The sequence below is a fragment of the Sphingobium sp. CCH11-B1 genome (genome assembly GCF_001556865.1).
In the GTDB taxonomy this organism is placed as follows: domain Bacteria; phylum Pseudomonadota; class Alphaproteobacteria; order Sphingomonadales; family Sphingomonadaceae; genus Sphingobium.
This window is the reverse complement of record NZ_LSJY01000085.1, coordinates 1-16,329: the sequence shown is the minus strand read 5'-3', so window position 1 is coordinate 16,329 and position 16,329 is coordinate 1. Positions and strand designations below refer to the sequence as shown.

Below are 16,329 nucleotides of genomic sequence, written 5' to 3'. Positions count from 1 at the left end.
CGATCAGGGCGGGGCAGTCCTATTCCGACACGATGCCCGGATCGCGCGCCACCGCCATGGGCAGGCGGACGACGAAGCGCGCGCCGTCCCGGGCATCCTCCCGATCCCCTATCGCGATGTGGCCCTGATGTCCTTCCACGATCGAACGGGCGATGGCGAGGCCAAGGCCGGAATGCTTGCCAAAGGCTTCCCCTTCCGGGCGCACGCTGTGGAACCGGCGGAAGATATGCTCACGCTCCGATTCCGGGACGCCCGGCCCTTCATCCTCGACCGCGACGAGCACCTGGTCATCGGCAACCGTGGCGATGATCTGGACCAGCCCGCCGTCAGGCGAGAAGGACACGGCATTGTCGATAAGGTTGTCGAGCACGCGGATGAGGCGGCCTTCCTCCCCCAGCACCACCGCGATATCCTTGCGCGGGCGGGCGAAGGCGAGCCGGATCCCGCGCGGCACGCCGCGCGCCTCGCGGGCGATCACCATGCGTTCGATCAGCATGCCAAGGTCGATCGGCTCGAACCGGGTGCGCGACAGTTCGGCGTCGACGCGGGACGCTTCGGCGATATCGGTGACGAGCCGGTCGAGCCGCAGCACGTCGTCCTGCGCGATCGCCATGAGCTGCGCGCGCAGGTCCGGCCGGTCGACCCGTTCGAGCGCGTCCAGCGCGGAGCGCAGCGAGGCGATTGGGTTCTTCAGTTCGTGGCTGACATCTGCGGCGAAGGCGTCGGTCGCGTCGATCCGCTGGCGCAGGGCGTGGCTCATGTCGGACAGGGCGCGGGCGAGCATGCCGATTTCGTCCCGCCGTTCGGGCAGGCGTGGCACCGTCACTTCCCGCGCGCGGCCAAGGCGTACCCGGACGGCGGCGCGGGCAAGGCGCTGGAGCGGCTGGACGATGGTGCGGGCGAGGAACAGGGACAGGAGGATGGACGCCAGCACGGCGACGGCAAGCACCATGCCGAGGCGCAACCGTTCGGCCCGCACCGTGCGGGTGATGTCCCGCGCATTTTCCGTCGCGAGCAGCATCGTGCCGTCGCGCAGCAGTGCCGCCGCCGAGATCATGAAGGTGCGGTCGGGCGCGTAGCGGTTCATCGCCTGCGGCCGGCCCGTCTTGCGCGCCAGCATCAGTTCGGGCCAGGCCTGCGCGCGGTCGATCGCAGGCTCCTCGAAATCGGGCGGGCGATCGGCCGACACCACCTTGTCCACCACCTTGTCGAGGAAGCGGGCGACATGGCGTTGCCATTCCTCCTGCGCCGGCGAGCGCAACTCATAGCGAGGGCCGCCCAGGGCGAAACTGTCCGCCACCAGCCGCCCGTCCGCCGCGTAGCGCCGCACACGGTCGCCGGTTTGGGCGGCATAGTCGGCAATCAGCGGCTCGGCGCGGTTGGCAGGCGCGTTTTCAAGGCCGATCGCAAGCAGGTTGAGCTCCCGCGCGGACTGATCCAGCCGGGCGTCGACGATGCGCGTGCGATAGCTGTCGAGATAGAAGAAGCCGCCCGCGAGCAGCGCCAGCGCGAAGACATTCACCGCCAGGATGCGCGGCGTCAGGCTCAGCCGGCCCGACCAGCGCACCGCCAACGGGGCGTCCTTATTCTTCCGAGAATCGGTAGCCGGCGCCATAGAGCGTATCGATTGCGTTGAATTCAGGGTCCACCTCGCGAAACTTGCGGCGCAGTCGCTTGATGTGGCTGTCGATGGTGCGGTCGTCGACATAGACGTCGTCCTGATAGGCGGCGTCCATCAGCTGGTTGCGGTTCTTGACCACGCCGGGCCGTTGGGCGAGCGTTTCCAGGATCAGAAATTCCGTCACCGTCAAGGTCACGTCGCGTCCGTCCCACTTCACGCGGTGGCGGGCCGGGTCCATTTCCAGCCGGCCCCGCTGGATCGGATCGGCTACCGGTTCGTCGGGCGTTTCGGGCGCGGCGCGCATTTCGGATCGGCGCAGGATCGCGCGGATGCGGGCGATGAGCAGGCGTTGCGAGAAAGGCTTGGCGATATAATCGTCCGCGCCCATGGCAAGGCCCAGCGCCTCGTCCAGTTCGTCCGCCTTCGACGTCAGGAAGATGACCGGCATCTGGCTCTTTTCCCGCAGGCGGCGCAGCAGTTCGAGACCATCCATGCGCGGCATCTTGATGTCGAAGACGGCAAGATCCGCGGGATTTTCGATCAGCGCCTTCAGCGCGCCTTCGGCGTCGGAATAGATGCGGGTCAGAAAACCCTCCGACTGGAGCGTGATCGAAACCGAGGTCAGGATATTCTTGTCGTCGTCCACCAGGGCGATGGTTGCGGTCATGCGGCTTCCCGAAGGGCGGATAGAAGTGTCGCTCCAGCGTTAGACGAGGACAGGCGGGGCCGCAAGGATGCCGCTGAACAGGGATTCCTTAACCTGGGTGCACTAATTCGGTACGATCCCGGCCATGCGCGCATTTGACGCTGTGCGCACAACCCCCTATGCCTAGCATCGTCTGCGTAGAATGACGCTGCGACACAGCGCACAGAGCGGAACGGATGCGGTCGACAGCGATCGTAGCCGATAACCATATATCAGGAGCAAAGGCGTGCAGGCCGTATCCTCTATCACCCTGGCCGACCAGGGCATTTCCACCCATGCCACCCAGCATTGGAATTTCGGTACCGCGGCGCTCGTGGAGGCGGCGGTCCGCAATGGCGAAGGCAAGCTGTCGAAGGACGGACCGCTGGTCGTCAAGACCGGCAAGCACACCGGCCGCAGCGCCAAGGACAAATTCATCGTCCGCGACGCCGAGACCGAAAGCACCGTGTGGTGGGGCAACACCAACGTCCCGATGACGCCCGAGCATTTCGCGGCGTTGAAGGAGGATTTCTTCAAGGCGCTGGGTGAGAAGGACCAGCTTTATGTTGCCGACCTGTTCGGCGGGTCGCAGCCAGAACATCGCGTCAACGTGCGCGTCATCAACGAATTCGCCTGGCACAACCTGTTCATCCGCACCCTGCTGGTTCGTCCGACCGCCGATGAACTGGCCGGCTTCGCGCCCGAATATACGATCATCGACCTGCCGAGCTTCCGCGCCGACCCGGCGCGCCATGGCAGCCGCACCGAGACGGTGATCGCGGTCAACTTCACCGAGAAGCTGATCCTGATCGGCGGCACGGCCTATGCCGGCGAGATGAAGAAGTCGGTGTTCGGCATCCTGAACTATCTGTTGCCGGTGAAGGGCGTGATGCCGATGCACTGTTCGGCCAATATCGGGCCGGACGGCGACACGGCGGTGTTCTTCGGCCTCAGCGGCACGGGCAAGACGACGCTGTCGGCGGACGCCAGCCGCACCCTGATCGGCGACGACGAGCATGGCTGGTCCGACACGGCGGTCTTCAATTTCGAGGGCGGCTGCTACGCCAAGATGATCAACCTGTCGGCCGAGGCCGAGCCGGAAATCTTCGCCACCACCAAGCGGTTCGGCACGGTGCTGGAAAATGTCGTGATGGACGACGAGACCCGCGCCATCGACCTGGACGACAACAGCCTGGCGGAAAACAGCCGCGGTTCCTACCCGATCGACTTCATCCCGAACACGTCGGAAAAGAATCTGGGACCGGTGCCCAAGAACATCATCTTCCTGACCGCGGACGCCTATGGCGTTCTGCCGCCGATCGCGCGGCTGACGCCCGAGCAGGCCATGTACCATTTCCTGTCGGGCTACACTGCGCGCGTCGCGGGGACCGAGATCGGCGTGACCGAGCCGACCGCCACCTTCTCGACCTGCTTCGGCGCGCCGTTCATGCCGCGCCACCCGAGCGTCTATGGCAATCTGCTCAAAGAGCGGATCAACAAGGGCGGCGTCACCTGCTGGCTGGTCAATACCGGCTGGGCGGGCGGTAAGGCGACGATGCCGGGGATCAAACGGATGCCGATCAAGGTGACGCGCGCGCTGCTCAACGCGGCGCTCGACGGGAGCCTTAACAGCGCCGAATTCCGCATCGATCCCAATTTCGGCTTCGAGGTGCCGGTGGCGGTGAACGGGGTCGATGCGACCATTCTCGATCCGCGCGCCATGTGGGCGGACAAGGCCGCCTATGACGCGACGGCGGCGACGCTGGTCAAGGCATTCGTCGACAATTTCGCCCAGTTCGAGGATCATGTGGACGATGGCGTCCGCAGCGCGGCGCTGGTCGCGGCCGCCTGATCCGGCACACGGGACACACGAAGGGGCCGGGGGCGCATGTCCTCCGGCCCTTTTTTCGTCGATGCTCCGGTCATCTTCCCCGGCGGGGGAGGATGAGGCTTTTGCGTCCAGGCTGCCACCCTGCTAATCTGGGTCTTCACAATGCGGGAGAACGGACATGTTCGACGATCTGATCGGGAAGCTGGGCGGGCTGGAAGCCGTGGCCGCGCAGGTCGGGCTGGAGCCGGCACAGATGCAGGCGTTGATGAGCGAGATCGCGGCGAAGATCGGGTCGGGCGATACGAGCGTCAGCGCGCTGGCCGAAGTGGCGGCGGAACATGGCGTGTCGGCGGACGCGCTGCAGGGGCTGCTCGGCAACCTCACCGGGCCGGAGGGCTTTCTGGGCCAGCTGGGCGGGATGTTCGACCGGGATGGCGACGGCAATCCGCTCAACGAACTGGGCGGCATCGCCAAGGGGCTGTTCGGCTGAGAGGGGCGGCGGTTTAGCGGCCCCAAGTTTTTTTGGCCTTGCCTTGGCGGCGCGGACGGGCCAATTCGCGGACATCATTATTATTGCGAATGATCCGCAACTGGCCGCAGGACAAGCGGCCGGCCCAAGTGCGAGGACAGACCTGTTGACCGACGTGACGACCGACAAGCCGGCATTGGAACCGACCGGCGCGCTTTCTGTGGAGACCGTGCTGTCGGTCAAGCATTGGAACGAGCATCTCTTCAGCTTCCGCATCACGCGGCCGGCGAGCTTCCGCTTTCGTTCGGGCGAGTTCGTGATGATCGGCCTGCCCGGCGACAACGGCAAGCCGCTGCTGCGCGCCTATTCGGTGGCGAGCCCGAGCTGGGACGAGGAGATCGAGTTCCTGTCGATCAAGGTGCAGGACGGGCCGCTGACGTCGAAGCTGCAACTGATCCAGCCGGGCGACCAGATTTATCTCGGCCGCAAGCCGACCGGCACGCTCGTCACCGACGCGCTGCTGCCGGGCAAGCGGCTGTTCATGCTGTCGACCGGCACGGGCCTCGCCCCGTTCCTCAGCCTGTCGCGCGATCCCGATGTCTATGAATTTTACGAGCAGGTGGTGATCGTCCATTCGGTGCGCCGCGTTTCCGACCTTGCCTTCCGCGAGGAGCTGGAGGGCAAATGGGCGGAAGATCCGCTGGTGTCGGAACAGGCGCCCGCGCAGTTCCACTATGTGCCGACCGTGACGCGCGAGCCGTTCGAGGGCAACACCGCCCGCATCGACAAGCTGGTCGAGAGCGGCGCGCTGTTCAAGGGCATTCCGGGCGCGGCGAAGTTCGATCCCGAAACCGACCGGATCATGATGTGCGGCAGCATGGAGATGATCAAGCAGTTCGCGGCGTATTTCGAGGGCGCGGGCTTTACCGAAGGCTCCAATGCCGCGCCGGGGCAATTCGTGATCGAACGGGCGTTCGTCGGGTAAGGCCTGACGATGCAGGGATAGGGAAGGCCGGGGGAGCATATCCCCCGGCCTTTTTGTGTCCCCATTGACGGGAGGTGGCAGTCAGCCCTTCCGCCCCTTCACCCATGCGTCCACATTCGCCGCCAGCACCGTCATCGGTACGCCGCCGCCCTTCACCACCGCGTCGTTGAACAGGCGGAAGTCGAAGCGGTCGCCGAGCGCCTTTTGCGCCATTCCCCGCAGGCGGACGATCTCGCCATGACCGACCTTGTAGCCACAGGCCTGGCCGGGCCAGGCGCAATAGCGGTCGACCTCGCCCTGGACGTCTTCGACGCTGGAGCCGTTGGTGGTGGCGAACCAGTTGATCGCCTGTTCCCGCGTCCAGCGCTTGGCGTGCAACCCGGTGTCCACGACAAGGCGGCAGCAGCGATAGGCGATGGACTGAAGATAGCCCAGCCGCCCGGCGACGTCGCCATCATAGGCGCCCAGTTCGTCTCCCAGCTGTTCGGCATAGAGCGCCCAGCCTTCCGAATAGGCGTTGAAGGCGAGGAGCGAGCGGATCAGCGGCAGCTTGTAGGTATATTCGCCCTGCCAGATATGGCCGGGTATCCCCTCATGATAGCAGAGGGTCGGCAGCGAATAGCGCGGCCAGATGCTCGTATCGCGCAGGTTGATATAATAGTTGCCGGGCACCGAACCGTCCATCGTGCCCGCGCCGGCATAGGCACCGGGCGCGCCCGCCTCGATCTCCACAGGCACGCGCTTCACGATCAGCTTCGCCGGCACCAGCGTCGCAAAGGCGCGGGGCAGGCGGGCGCGGATGTCGGTCAACCGGCCGTCGATATAGGAAAGGATCTGCGCGCGGCCCGTATCGTCATTGGGGAAGAGGTAGTGCGGATCCTTGCCCATGGCGGTCATGCGCTCGCCCACGCTGCCCCTGGTCATCCCCAGGCTCTTGAGCAAGCCGTCCATCTGGCCCTGGAGCGCGGCAAGCTGGCCAAGGCCAAGTCGATGCACCTCGTCCGGGGTCATGCGGGTCGTGGTCCCAGCCTGAAGCGCCCAGGCGTAATAATCCTCGCCTTCGGGCAGTTTCCATACGCCCGCGTCCATCGTGGAGGTGGCGCGCTGGCGCTGGAGTTCCGCCATCTGGGCGGCGAGGGCGGGGGCGACCTTGTCCTTCACGATGGCCGCGGCTTTCGCGGCATGGCCGCCGGCCATGTCCTGCGTGCGGCGGGCGATGGATGCGACCGGCACCGATTGATCAATCGGCTGCGCCTGCACGGCGTTCATCTGCTTCAGCGTCTTGTCGAGCAGGAAGGCGGGCGCGATGACGCCGATGCCCGCGTCATGCTTCAGCCGCTGTGTTTCCCCGTCGAGATTGGCGGCATAGGCCGAAAGCCGGGCAAGATAGGCGTCGGCGTCGGCGCTTGTCCTGATGGCATGGTTGCTGTCGAGGAAGTCGGGCGTCTCTATGAAGCTGCCGGTATTCTGCGCGACGGAATAGGGGCTGTTGCGGTAGGACCAGTTGCTGTTCATCATCGCCATGTCGCCGAAGGGGAAGGCAAATCCCCGGTCGGCGAGGTCGTGGGCGGCGAGGACGACATCCACATCGTTGCGGACCCCGGCGGAGAGCGCGTTGCGATCGACGGCGCGGAGACGGGCGAGGCGATCCTTCACATGGGCGGCAATCCGCGCCTGACCGGCGGGGCTCTTGTCGCCAAGCCGTCCTTTCAGCGCGGCGCGCGCGCCCGTGTCGATGCCAAGGCCGCTGGCGGTTTCGGGCGCGTCGGCCAGCATCGCTTCGGCCATGTCCGCCAGCATCGCTTCCGCCTGGCCGTCCGGCGTATCGGTCGCGGCGGCGAGGCGGGCGGGGAGGGCGGCAAGGGCGAAGGCGGACGAGCCGGCGATCAGGAAGTCGCGGCGATTGGTCGACATGGGAAGAGGCGCTCCGTAGGATATCGTCCCCTTAACTTCGCATATTTCCCGCAGAATTCGACATAGAATTTCCTACCGGCGACAGATTGTTACATAGGCTGCCGAGGAGGTTCTTCCCCGATGGCGGTCGCGAGTTGCGGGCCGAGCATCGCCCATTCCTCCGGCGAGAAGGGGCCGGCGTCGAGCAGCCTGCGCACTATGTCGCGCAGGCCGATGCGCTGGCGATGGGGCATGGCGGCGCGATACCCGCTGCGTTCCGCGTCCAGCGAACGCATCGCGGCATAGAGCAGGCGCAGGTCGGTATCGGTTCGCACGCCCACCTGCCGTCCGCGCCGCATGATCGGCCGTTCGCGCCGCCCCTTCGCCAGAGCCACCGCGCGCGCCCGGCTTTCATCAAGGCCCATTTCCAGCGCCCAGTCCCAGGCGGCGGCGAAACTGTCCGCGCCCGCCCTCTGCCGAAGATGATAGGCCGAACGGGGCGAGCAGCCGACGCTGCGCGCCGCATGCGCGACGACGCCGCAGCGGGCGAGCATGGCGATGAAGGCGCGCCGCGCCGCGTCAGTCCAGCCGCTGGCGCGGCGCTGGTGAGGGACCGGGGTGAAAAGGAGCGGGTCTGTATGGGTCATGGGGGACAGGCTACCGCAGGCGGCAGGCGATAGGACAGCGCGGCGGGCAGCGTCGCACGCGGAAAAGGCTTTCCCTGCGCGGCGGGGCCGCTAGGACGGGGAGCCCGAGCCAAGGAGAGACGAGATGCTGCTGCGCCACGCCCGATCGCTGCTGTTCCTGCCCGCGTCCAACGCGCGCGCCGTCGCCAAGGCACGGACGCTGCCGTGCGACATGGTGATATTGGACCTGGAGGATGCGGTCCCCGACGACGCCAAGGAAGCGGCGCTGGACGGCGCGGTCGCGGCGCTGGCCGAAGGGTTCGGCGGGCGACTGGCGGCGGTGCGCATCAATGTGGAGGGCACGCGCTGGCACGGGCCGGAAATGGTGGCGCTCAAGGGCACGGCGGCGGACTATGTCGTGCTGCCCAAGGTCGAGCACCCCAGGCAGGTCAGGGACGTGTTCAGCGTGGCGCAGAAGCCGGTGATCGCCATGATCGAAAGCGCCAAGGGCGTGCTGGCCGCCCCTGCCATCGCGGCGGGGGAGGGATGCGCCGGGCTGTTCATGGGGGTCAACGACCTGCGCAGGGATCTGGGCATCCCGCCGTCCGCCGACCGGACGGGCCTGTCCCACGCGATGCAGGCGGTGGTGCTGGCGGCGCGCGCGGCCGGCATTGCGGTGTTCGACGGCGTCTTCAACCGGCTGGACGACGAGACGGGACTGGAAACGGAATGCGCCGAAGGGCATCGGCTGGGCTTTGACGGCAAGACGCTGATCCACCCCGGCCAGGTGCCCGTCGCCAATCAGGTCTTCGGCCCGGACGCACAGGCGGTGGCGGACGCGCGGCGGCTGGTCGAGGCAGCGACCGGCGGCGCGGAACGGTTCGAAGGCCGGATGATCGAGACGATGCATGTCGAGGAAGCACAAGCGCTGATCGCGCGGGCAGAGGCTGTGTCTGCGCGGTAAGCAATATGTTGCGCGCAGGTTACAGCGCTGGCTGAAAAGTGACGCTTTGACCCTCCATTCGTCGATGGCGGGTTGACCCTGACGCGCGCTTTGGGCGTTTTCGAAGCATCGAGTTCTCCCCCGAACTCCGAAGAAAAGGGTCTCATCATGAATCGCACCACGCTTGTGGCGCGCCGGCTGCTTGCGGCCAGCGCGCTCCCGACGCTTTGCCTCGCGCCTGCCTTCGCGCAGGATGCAGCGCCCGCCGACGAAGGCGACACCATCGTCGTCACCGGCAGCCGCATTCAGCGTAGCGATTATAACATTCCCAACCCGCTTGTGACCGTCACTGCGGAAAATCTGGAACAGGCGGGCAATGTTCAGTTGGTCGATACGCTGCGGCAGAACCCCGCGCTGATCGCGTCGTTCAGCGGGGCGCAGACCTCAGGATCGCTGGCCGACTTCGGCGCGGTGGGCGTGCAGTTGCTCAACCTGCGCGGGCTGGGCGAAAATCGTACGCTGGTGCTTGTGAACGGCCGCCGCCATGTGTCGAGCATTTCCGGTTCCGCTGCCGTTGACGTCAACACCATCCCCAACGACCTGATCGAAGGCGTGGACGTCCTGACCGGCGGCGCATCCGCCATTTACGGCGCGGATGGCGTGTCGGGCGTGGTCAATTTCCGCCTGATGCGGAACTTTGACGGATTCAAAGCCAGCGGCCAAGTCGGCATTTCCAGCCGCGGCGATGCGGGTCAGCGTTATGGGTCGCTCACCTATGGCAAGAATTTCAGCGACGGGCGCGGCAATATCGCGCTGTCCTATGAATATCGCGATCAGGATCGCCTGAGCAGCGCCAACCGTTACCGCACCGGCAATCCGCTGGGCACCTACGGCATCGTGCGCGATCCCAATGACATTCCTGACGATCCGACCCGGCCCGATCGCGTGCCGACGAACAATCTGCGCTACGCCGACAGTTCGCCCGATGGTGCGGTGGACCTTGACCTCGACGGCATTCCCGACTTCACTGGATCGGGCAAGGTCTATGATCGGGGCCGTCTGCTGCCATCATCGGGTGGTTTGACGCAGGGCGGCGACAGCACGCAGCTGGCCGGCTATCAGGGCGACCTTCAAGCCTATAACCGCGTCCACAATTTCAACCTGCTGTCGCATTACGACTTCAGCGACGCGTTCAAGGTCTTCGTCGAAGCCAAATATGTGAAGAACCGCACCTTCACGCTTCAGCAGCCCTCGTTCGATTTCTTCACCTATCTCTCGCCCGACAATCCCTATTTGCAGGATCGCTACGCGGGCATTGCAGACACGTCGCAGGGCGCTCTCATTTCGCGCGACAATTATGACCTGGGCGTGCGCGGCGAGCGGAACGATCGCGAAACGATGCGCTTTGTCGGCGGGTTCGAGGGGCGCATTTCCGAACATGCGAACTACGAACTGTCCTATACGTTCGGCCAGACCAAATCGAAGGTTCTGCTGACCGACTATCGCATTGGCGACCGCTACTGGGCGGCGATCGACGCGGTGCGCGATCCGGCGACGGGCAATATTGTCTGCCGATCGACGATCGATCCCACGGCGAACATCAATCCCGACAATTATGACGCGCCGGCAAGCAGCTTCACGCCCGGCGCGAACAGCGGATGCCGTCCGCTCAACCTGCTGGGCAACGGGGTGCGGGACCAAGCGGCGCTCGATTGGGTGAATGCCGATATCCTCAACCGCGCGCGGGTGCAGCAGCATGTCGTGTCGGGATCGATCTCGGGCGATTTCGGCCAGTTTTTCGAACTGCCCGGCGGCCCGGTCGGCTTCGCCATCGGCGCTGAATATCGCAAGGAGAAGAGTCGGTTCATCCCCGACCAGCTCTTGCAGGATGGGGCGCTTCAGGACTTTTCGCTGCAACTGCCCGAAAGCGGCAGCTTCGATGTGAAGGAGGTGTTCGGCGAGCTTTCCGTGCCGGTGCTAAAGGAAGTGCCCTTCGCCTATAATCTCAGCTTCGGCGCGGCGATCCGGCTGTCGGATTATTCGACGGTGGGCAAGACGACGACGTGGAAGGTGGACGGCACCTACGCGCCGATCCCCGACCTGACGCTGCGCGGCACCTGGTCCGAAGCGGTGCGTGCGCCCAACATCACCGAACTGTTCGCACCGCGCAACGGCGGCTTTTCCTTCATCACCGATCCGTGCGATCCGGTGGCGCTGCCCAACGGCACCCAGTATCGCGCCGCCAATTGCCAGGCGACGCTGGCGGCGGCGGGGCTTTCTCCGGCGCAGATCGCGGCCTTCAATCCGGAAAACGATCCGACCGCGACGGTCAGCCTGCCGGGCTTTTCCGGCGGCAACCGCGACCTGCGCGAGGAAACGGCGCGGACCTGGACGGCGGGCGTCGTGCTGCGGCCCCGTTTCATTCCGGGGCTGACTGCATCGTTCGACTGGTACGACATCAAGCTGAAGAATGCGGTGAACACGCCCACGGCTGAGGAACTGGCGCAGCTGTGCGTAGACCAGCCCAGCCTGGACAATGTCTATTGCCAGAACATCACGCGCGCCAGCGGCACCGGCTATATCAGCAGCTATTTCGTCCAGCCGCAGAATGTCGCCAATTTCCGGACGGCAGGCGCGGACTTCAAGCTCAATTACGGGTTCGACACGGCGAAGATGGGCAGCTTCGCCATCGGGCTTGTGGGCGGCTATCTCGACCGGCTGGAATTCATTCCGACGCCGGGCGCGACCGTCAATATCGACCGGGGCGAGGCCTATTATCCCAAGTGGAACGCCACCGGCGACATCACCTGGAAGCTCGACAGCCTGACCGTCAATTATGGCATCAGCTGGTTCAGCAAGACCGACCGCTACACGCGCGAGGAACTGGCGGGCAATCCCGACATCGCCGCCCCCGAATATCTGAAATATAAGGAGAAGTGGCAGCACGACCTCTACGTCGCCTATGACGTCGACAAGCGCTTCCGTTTCTACATGGGCGTCAATAACCTGTTCGACCAGCAGCCCTCGATCGCTTCGGCAAACTATCCGATCAGCTTCGTGGGCCGTTACATGTATGCGGGCGCGAAAATCACGATGTGAGGGGGCGGCCGCTCGGCCGTTTCCGGTCGTCCGCACTCTTCTCCAGTCCGTCCTTGGGGAACGGACCGCGTCGCGGGGCATTGGCATCGCGACGGGGAGAGTGCGGATGACTTTCGAACGCAGGATGACGCTGCCCAGCCTGTTCCGGTGAAGGTGAAGGCGGCGGGTGGGACGATCAGCCCTTGTGGCGGGCGGTCAGCAGGTAGTTGATCGCCCTGTTGTCCGACAGGGTGAAGCCGCGCGCCGGGTCGAAGGCGAGGCCGCTCCCGTCGATCACGTCAAGCCCTGCCCGTTCGAGCAGGGCGGTGAGTTCTTCGGGTGTCAGGAACTTGCCCCAGTCGTGCGTGCCCTTCGGAATGCCGCCGATGCTTTCCCCGATGGTGATCATGGCGAGGCGGGAAAGCGGCGTGCGGTTGGGCGTGGAGAGGATGAGCAGGCCATCGGGCGCGAGCGTCGCGGCAAGGGCGGCGACAAAGGCGGCGGGATCGGCCACATGTTCGATCACTTCCATCGACGTCACGAGATCGAAGCCGCTGTCCGCCAGTTGTTCGACCGGCGTGGCGCGATAGTCGATGGCGAGACCCTGCCCCTGCGCATGGACCTTGGCGGCGGCGATATTTTCGGGCGCGGCATCGAGGCCGGTCACGCGCGCGCCGAGGCGGGCGAGCGGTTCGGTCAGCAGGCCCGCGCCGCAGCCGACGTCGAGCGCGCGCCTGCCTTCGAGCGGGCGGAACTGTTGCTCGCGCCCCGGCCAGTGGCGGTCGATCGCGGCGCGGATATAGGCCAAGCGCACCGGGTTCAGCTTGTGCAGCATCGCGCTCGACCCGGCGGGATTCCACCAGTCGGCGGCCATCTCCCCGAAATGCGCGGCTTCCTTGGGGTCGATGGTGGCGGTGGTCTCGGTCATGAGGCCCTTTATAGCGGCTTGACGCCCAGTGCCTAGCGGTTGCCGGCGCTAGCTGGCGCCAGCCCCTAGCTTCCGCCAGCCTTGTCCTCCGCATTGAGTTGCCGATGCAAGTCGCGCGTCGCCTGTTCGGTGCGGGCGATGTCGGCCGGGCTGTTCTTGCGCTTGTTGCTCAGCATGACGAAGATCAGCATCAACCCGAGCAGGATCGGGCCGCCGATGATGACGAAACCCCAAAAGCCTGTTTCCATCCTATCCTCCTATGCCATGGAGAAGGGAAAGATCGGCGCGGCGCGAGGTTCCCGATGACGGGCCGTCAGGGCGGCGATTGCTTGCCATATCCGCCGCGGCTGCTAATAGGAGCGCCATTTTTGCCCCTTCGGGACATTTTCTTTCACGCAACTAGGGTGGTTCGACAAGCAAATGGCGCGCATCGTGATGAAATTCGGCGGCACCTCCATGGCGGGGATGGAGCGAATTCGCAACGTGGCGGCGCGCGTGAAGCATGTCGTCCAGCAGGGGCATGAGGTCGCGGTGGTCGTGTCCGCCATGGCGGGGGAGACCGACCGGCTGGTGGGGTTCTGCAAGGAAGCATCGCCCCTCTATGATCCCGCCGAATATGATGTGGTCGTGGCCAGCGGCGAACAGGTGACGAGCGGCCTCCTGGCCATGACGCTGAAGGCCATGGGCGTGGACGCCCGGAGCTGGCTGGGGTGGCAGTTGCCGATCCGCACGGTGGAAGCGCATGCCAAGGCGCGTATCTCCACGATCGAGACCGACGCCCTGGTCGCCGCCATGCAGTCGGGACAGGTCGCCGTCATCCCCGGTTTCCAGGGCATGATGGCGGATGGCCGGGTATCGACGCTGGGTCGGGGTGGGTCCGACACCTCGGCGGTCGCGGTCGCGGCGGCGGTGAAGGCCAACCGCTGCGACATCTACACCGACGTCGACGGCGTCTACACCACCGACCCGCGCATTGTCGCGCGCGCGCGCAAGCTGGACCTCGTCACCTATGAGGAAATGCTGGAACTGGCGTCGGTCGGCGCCAAGGTGCTCCAGACCCGGTCGGTCGGCCTCGCCATGAAGGAAGGCGTGGTCGTGCAGGTGCTTTCTTCCTTCGATGATCCCACCCAGGACGACCTCCCCGGCACGCTGATCGTGAGCGACGAGGAACTGGACGCCAAGCTCAAGGAAACCAAGATGGAACGGCAACTCATCACCGGCATCGCCCATGACAAGAATGAGGCGAAGATCATCGTCACCCGCGTGCCCGACAAGCCGGGCGCGGTCGCCAGCATCTTCACCCCGCTGGCGGACGCGGCGATCAACGTCGACATGATCATCCAGAATGACAGCAAGGACAATGAAGAGACCGACGTCACCTTCACCGTCCCGCGCGCCGATCTCGCCCGCAGCGTCGACATATTGGAAGCGAACAAGGATGCGATCGGCTTCCGCCGCATCATCACCGATACCGAAGTCGCCAAGATCAGCGTCGTGGGCGTGGGCATGCGCAGCCACGCGGGCGTCGCCGCCACCATGTTCAAGACGCTGGCCGAACGCGGCATCAATATCGAGGCGATTTCGACGAGCGAGATCAAGGTCAGCGTCCTGATCGACGAGGACGAGACGGAACTTGCCGTGCGCGTGCTGCATACCGCCTATGGGCTGGATGCGCCGGCCGCCTGACCGATATTTGGCTGATGCCGGGCTGCAAGTGCCGCCTTTCTGCGCTTCCGGTGCTCACGTGCTTTAAGCACGCTGCGCGCCGGGTCCTCGAAAGGCGACATTTTCGCCTCGGCCTGAGCCAAATTTTGGTTATGCCTCGAGTCGCGCAATTACCATTCGAGGCAACGCATGTCTGAAGCGATCCAAATCAATTGGGATGTTTGTGGCCGTCCAAAGGACTATGGACCACAGGTCTACGATTTGCGAAAGCTGTACGGCTACGACATCATGGCGTGTAAGACATGCTGCTCTGCTAACGACGATGGTTGGGGACCATTCCTCGAACCAATAATCCTGAAACGACTTAAAGAAAAAGGCATCGAGCCTCCCAAGCGGAATGCGAAGGGTTGGCTGCCTTTGGAGTTCTTCCGACCATGACTCATTCCAAGCTCGCTTCCCTCATGGCCCGTGGCGCTGAATTTCTGGGCTGCGACACGGCGATCCTGTGCGGGGCGATGAGTTGGGTCAGCGAGCGCAACCTTGTCGCGGCCATATCCAACGCGGGCGGGTTCGGCGTGATCGCGTGCGGGGCGATGACCCCCGACCTGCTGGACAAGGAGATCGCGGCGACCAAGGCGCTGACGGACAGGCCCTTCGGCGTCAACCTCATCACCATGCACCCGCAATTGTTCGACCTGATCGACGTGTGCGCCCGGCATGATGTCGGCCATGTCGTGCTGGCGGGCGGCCTGCCGCCCAAGGGCAGCATCGAGGCGATCAAGCAAAAGGGCGCGAAACTCATCTGCTTCGCGCCGGCGCTTAGCCTGGCGAAGAAGCTGGTGCGATCGGGCGTCGATGCGCTGGTGGTGGAAGGCATGGAAGCGGGCGGCCATATCGGCCCGGTGTCTACCAGCGTACTGGCGCAGGAAATCCTCCCCGAAATGGCGAGCCAGCTGCCCGTCTTCGTCGCGGGCGGCATCGGCCGGGGCGAAGCGATCGCCGCCTATCTGGAAATGGGCGCGGCGGGCGTGCAACTCGGCACCCGTTTCGCCTGCGCGAGCGAGAGCATCGCGCACCCCAATTTCAAGAAGGCCTTTTTCCGGGCGTCGGCGCGCGACGCGATCGCCAGCGTGCAGATCGACCCGCGCCTGCCGGTGATCCCGGTCCGCGCGCTCAAGAATGCGGGAACAGAAAGCTTCACCGCCAAGCAGCGCGAGGTCGCCAACCTGCTGGACAGCGGCGCCATCGAGATGATGGAGGCGCAGTTGCAGATCGAACATTATTGGGCCGGCGCGTTGCGCCGCGCCGTGATCGACGGCGATGTCGAGGGCGGGTCGCTGATGGCGGGCCAGTCGGTCGGCATGGTGACGAAGGAAGAGCCGGTCGCGGCGATCATCGCGCAGCTTATGGACGAGGCGGAAGCGGCGCTTGCGCGGCGAGCCGCCTGAAGAGTTGCGACGAACCGAGCGGCAAGGTTATTTCCTCCGGCGCGATTGCCCGGCATGACGGCCCTTACCCCTTCGGAGAAGTTGATGTTCGCAACACGCCGTTTTTTCGGGCGAATTTCCCTGGTGTCCCTGGCGGCGATCGCGGCCTGTTCCACCC

The 16,329-nt window shown here is 65.2% G+C and carries 14 protein-coding genes; 8 read left to right on the top strand and 6 right to left on the bottom strand.

Annotated elements, in window-relative coordinates; translation table 11 throughout:
- Positions 1–19: 19 nt before the first annotated feature.
- Entirely contained in the window at positions 20–1,615 is a 1,596-nt protein-coding gene (locus AX724_RS09525) for a sensor histidine kinase (protein WP_066765721.1), read from the bottom strand.
- Positions 1,584–2,288: a response regulator transcription factor gene (locus AX724_RS09520; RefSeq protein WP_066765720.1), complete on the bottom strand. Its 705-nt coding sequence runs from the start codon at positions 2,286–2,288 to the stop codon at positions 1,584–1,586. The genes AX724_RS09525 and AX724_RS09520 overlap by 32 nt, the downstream gene beginning before the upstream one ends.
- 265 nt (positions 2,289–2,553) lie before the next feature.
- On the opposite strand from AX724_RS09520, the gene AX724_RS09515 reads away from it, so the two are divergent.
- From AX724_RS09515 to AX724_RS09505, 3 genes are all read left to right on the top strand, one after another.
- Positions 2,554–4,158 carry a phosphoenolpyruvate carboxykinase gene (locus tag AX724_RS09515; protein ID WP_066765719.1) on the top strand — a complete coding sequence of 535 codons (1,605 nt, stop codon included), beginning with the start codon at positions 2,554–2,556 and terminating at the stop codon, positions 4,156–4,158.
- A gap of 157 nt (positions 4,159–4,315) precedes the next feature.
- Positions 4,316–4,627, top strand: coding sequence for a hypothetical protein (locus AX724_RS09510; protein ID WP_066765718.1), 312 nt, complete (start codon positions 4,316–4,318; stop codon positions 4,625–4,627).
- A gap of 145 nt (positions 4,628–4,772) precedes the next feature.
- A complete protein-coding gene (locus AX724_RS09505) occupies positions 4,773–5,591 on the top strand; it encodes a ferredoxin--NADP reductase (RefSeq protein ID WP_066765716.1) in 819 nt (272 codons plus the stop codon).
- An 81-nt stretch (positions 5,592–5,672) separates the two neighbouring features.
- Here the strand turns inward: AX724_RS09505 and AX724_RS09500 are convergent, their stop codons facing one another.
- Both AX724_RS09500 and AX724_RS09495 read right to left on the bottom strand, forming a co-directional pair.
- On the bottom strand, positions 5,673–7,505 hold the full coding sequence (locus AX724_RS09500; RefSeq protein ID WP_066765714.1) for a DUF885 domain-containing protein: 1,833 nt from the start codon (positions 7,503–7,505) through the stop codon (positions 5,673–5,675).
- Between the two features lie 89 nt (positions 7,506–7,594).
- Positions 7,595–8,131 (bottom strand): hypothetical protein, encoded by a 537-nt coding sequence (locus tag AX724_RS09495; RefSeq protein ID WP_231736611.1) that lies wholly within the window; start codon positions 8,129–8,131, stop codon positions 7,595–7,597.
- 124 nt (positions 8,132–8,255) lie between these two features.
- Between AX724_RS09495 and AX724_RS09490 the strand changes: the two genes are divergently transcribed.
- Together AX724_RS09490 and AX724_RS09485 are read left to right on the top strand one after the other, a co-directional pair.
- Entirely contained in the window at positions 8,256–9,074 is an 819-nt protein-coding gene (locus AX724_RS09490; RefSeq protein ID WP_066765712.1) for an HpcH/HpaI aldolase/citrate lyase family protein, read from the top strand.
- Positions 9,075–9,221: 147 nt separating this feature from the next.
- Positions 9,222–12,152, top strand: coding sequence for a TonB-dependent receptor plug domain-containing protein (locus AX724_RS09485; protein ID WP_066765707.1), 2,931 nt, complete (start codon positions 9,222–9,224; stop codon positions 12,150–12,152).
- A 175-nt stretch (positions 12,153–12,327) separates the two neighbouring features.
- On the opposite strand, the gene ubiG is transcribed toward AX724_RS09485, so the two are convergent.
- Positions 12,328–13,059, bottom strand: coding sequence for a bifunctional 2-polyprenyl-6-hydroxyphenol methylase/3-demethylubiquinol 3-O-methyltransferase UbiG (ubiG, locus tag AX724_RS09480; RefSeq protein ID WP_066765706.1), 732 nt, complete (start codon positions 13,057–13,059; stop codon positions 12,328–12,330).
- Between the two features lie 65 nt (positions 13,060–13,124).
- Positions 13,125–13,307 (bottom strand): hypothetical protein, encoded by a 183-nt coding sequence (locus AX724_RS09475; protein WP_066765705.1) that lies wholly within the window; start codon positions 13,305–13,307, stop codon positions 13,125–13,127.
- Positions 13,308–13,479: 172 nt separating this feature from the next.
- Here AX724_RS09475 and AX724_RS09470 point away from each other — a divergent pair, with 172 nt between their 5' ends.
- The 3 genes from AX724_RS09470 (at position 13,480) to AX724_RS09465 (ending at position 16,172) form a co-directional block, all read left to right on the top strand.
- Entirely contained in the window at positions 13,480–14,745 is a 1,266-nt protein-coding gene (locus tag AX724_RS09470; RefSeq protein WP_066765703.1) for an aspartate kinase, read from the top strand.
- Between the two features lie 168 nt (positions 14,746–14,913).
- Positions 14,914–15,162 carry a hypothetical protein gene (locus AX724_RS24470; RefSeq protein WP_231736610.1) on the top strand — a complete coding sequence of 83 codons (249 nt, stop codon included), beginning with the start codon at positions 14,914–14,916 and terminating at the stop codon, positions 15,160–15,162.
- Positions 15,159–16,172 carry an NAD(P)H-dependent flavin oxidoreductase gene (locus AX724_RS09465; RefSeq protein ID WP_066765701.1) on the top strand — a complete coding sequence of 338 codons (1,014 nt, stop codon included), beginning with the start codon at positions 15,159–15,161 and terminating at the stop codon, positions 16,170–16,172. Before AX724_RS24470 ends, AX724_RS09465 begins: the two co-directional genes overlap by 4 nt.
- The last annotated feature ends 157 nt before the right edge of the window (positions 16,173–16,329 follow it).

What these genes read in the sequence shown, in the direction of transcription:
- AX724_RS09525 (WP_066765721.1), bottom strand. Translation starts at nt 1,615, where the DNA reads ATGGCGCCGGCTACCGATTCTCGGAAGAATAAGGACGCCCCGTTGGCG.
- AX724_RS09520 (WP_066765720.1), bottom strand. Translation starts at nt 2,288, where the DNA reads ATGACCGCAACCATCGCCCTGGTGGACGACGACAAGAATATCCTGACC.
- AX724_RS09510 (WP_066765718.1), top strand. Translation starts at nt 4,316, where the DNA reads ATGTTCGACGATCTGATCGGGAAGCTGGGCGGGCTGGAAGCCGTGGCC.
- AX724_RS09500 (WP_066765714.1), bottom strand. Translation starts at nt 7,505, where the DNA reads ATGTCGACCAATCGCCGCGACTTCCTGATCGCCGGCTCGTCCGCCTTC.
- AX724_RS09495 (WP_231736611.1), bottom strand. Translation starts at nt 8,131, where the DNA reads ATGACCCATACAGACCCGCTCCTTTTCACCCCGGTCCCTCACCAGCGC.
- AX724_RS09490 (WP_066765712.1), top strand. Translation starts at nt 8,256, where the DNA reads ATGCTGCTGCGCCACGCCCGATCGCTGCTGTTCCTGCCCGCGTCCAAC.
- AX724_RS09485 (WP_066765707.1), top strand. Translation starts at nt 9,222, where the DNA reads ATGAATCGCACCACGCTTGTGGCGCGCCGGCTGCTTGCGGCCAGCGCG.
- ubiG (WP_066765706.1), bottom strand. Translation starts at nt 13,059, where the DNA reads ATGACCGAGACCACCGCCACCATCGACCCCAAGGAAGCCGCGCATTTC.
- AX724_RS09475 (WP_066765705.1), bottom strand. Translation starts at nt 13,307, where the DNA reads ATGGAAACAGGCTTTTGGGGTTTCGTCATCATCGGCGGCCCGATCCTG.
- AX724_RS09470 (WP_066765703.1), top strand. Translation starts at nt 13,480, where the DNA reads ATGGCGCGCATCGTGATGAAATTCGGCGGCACCTCCATGGCGGGGATG.
- AX724_RS24470 (WP_231736610.1), top strand. Translation starts at nt 14,914, where the DNA reads ATGTCTGAAGCGATCCAAATCAATTGGGATGTTTGTGGCCGTCCAAAG.
- AX724_RS09465 (WP_066765701.1), top strand. Translation starts at nt 15,159, where the DNA reads ATGACTCATTCCAAGCTCGCTTCCCTCATGGCCCGTGGCGCTGAATTT.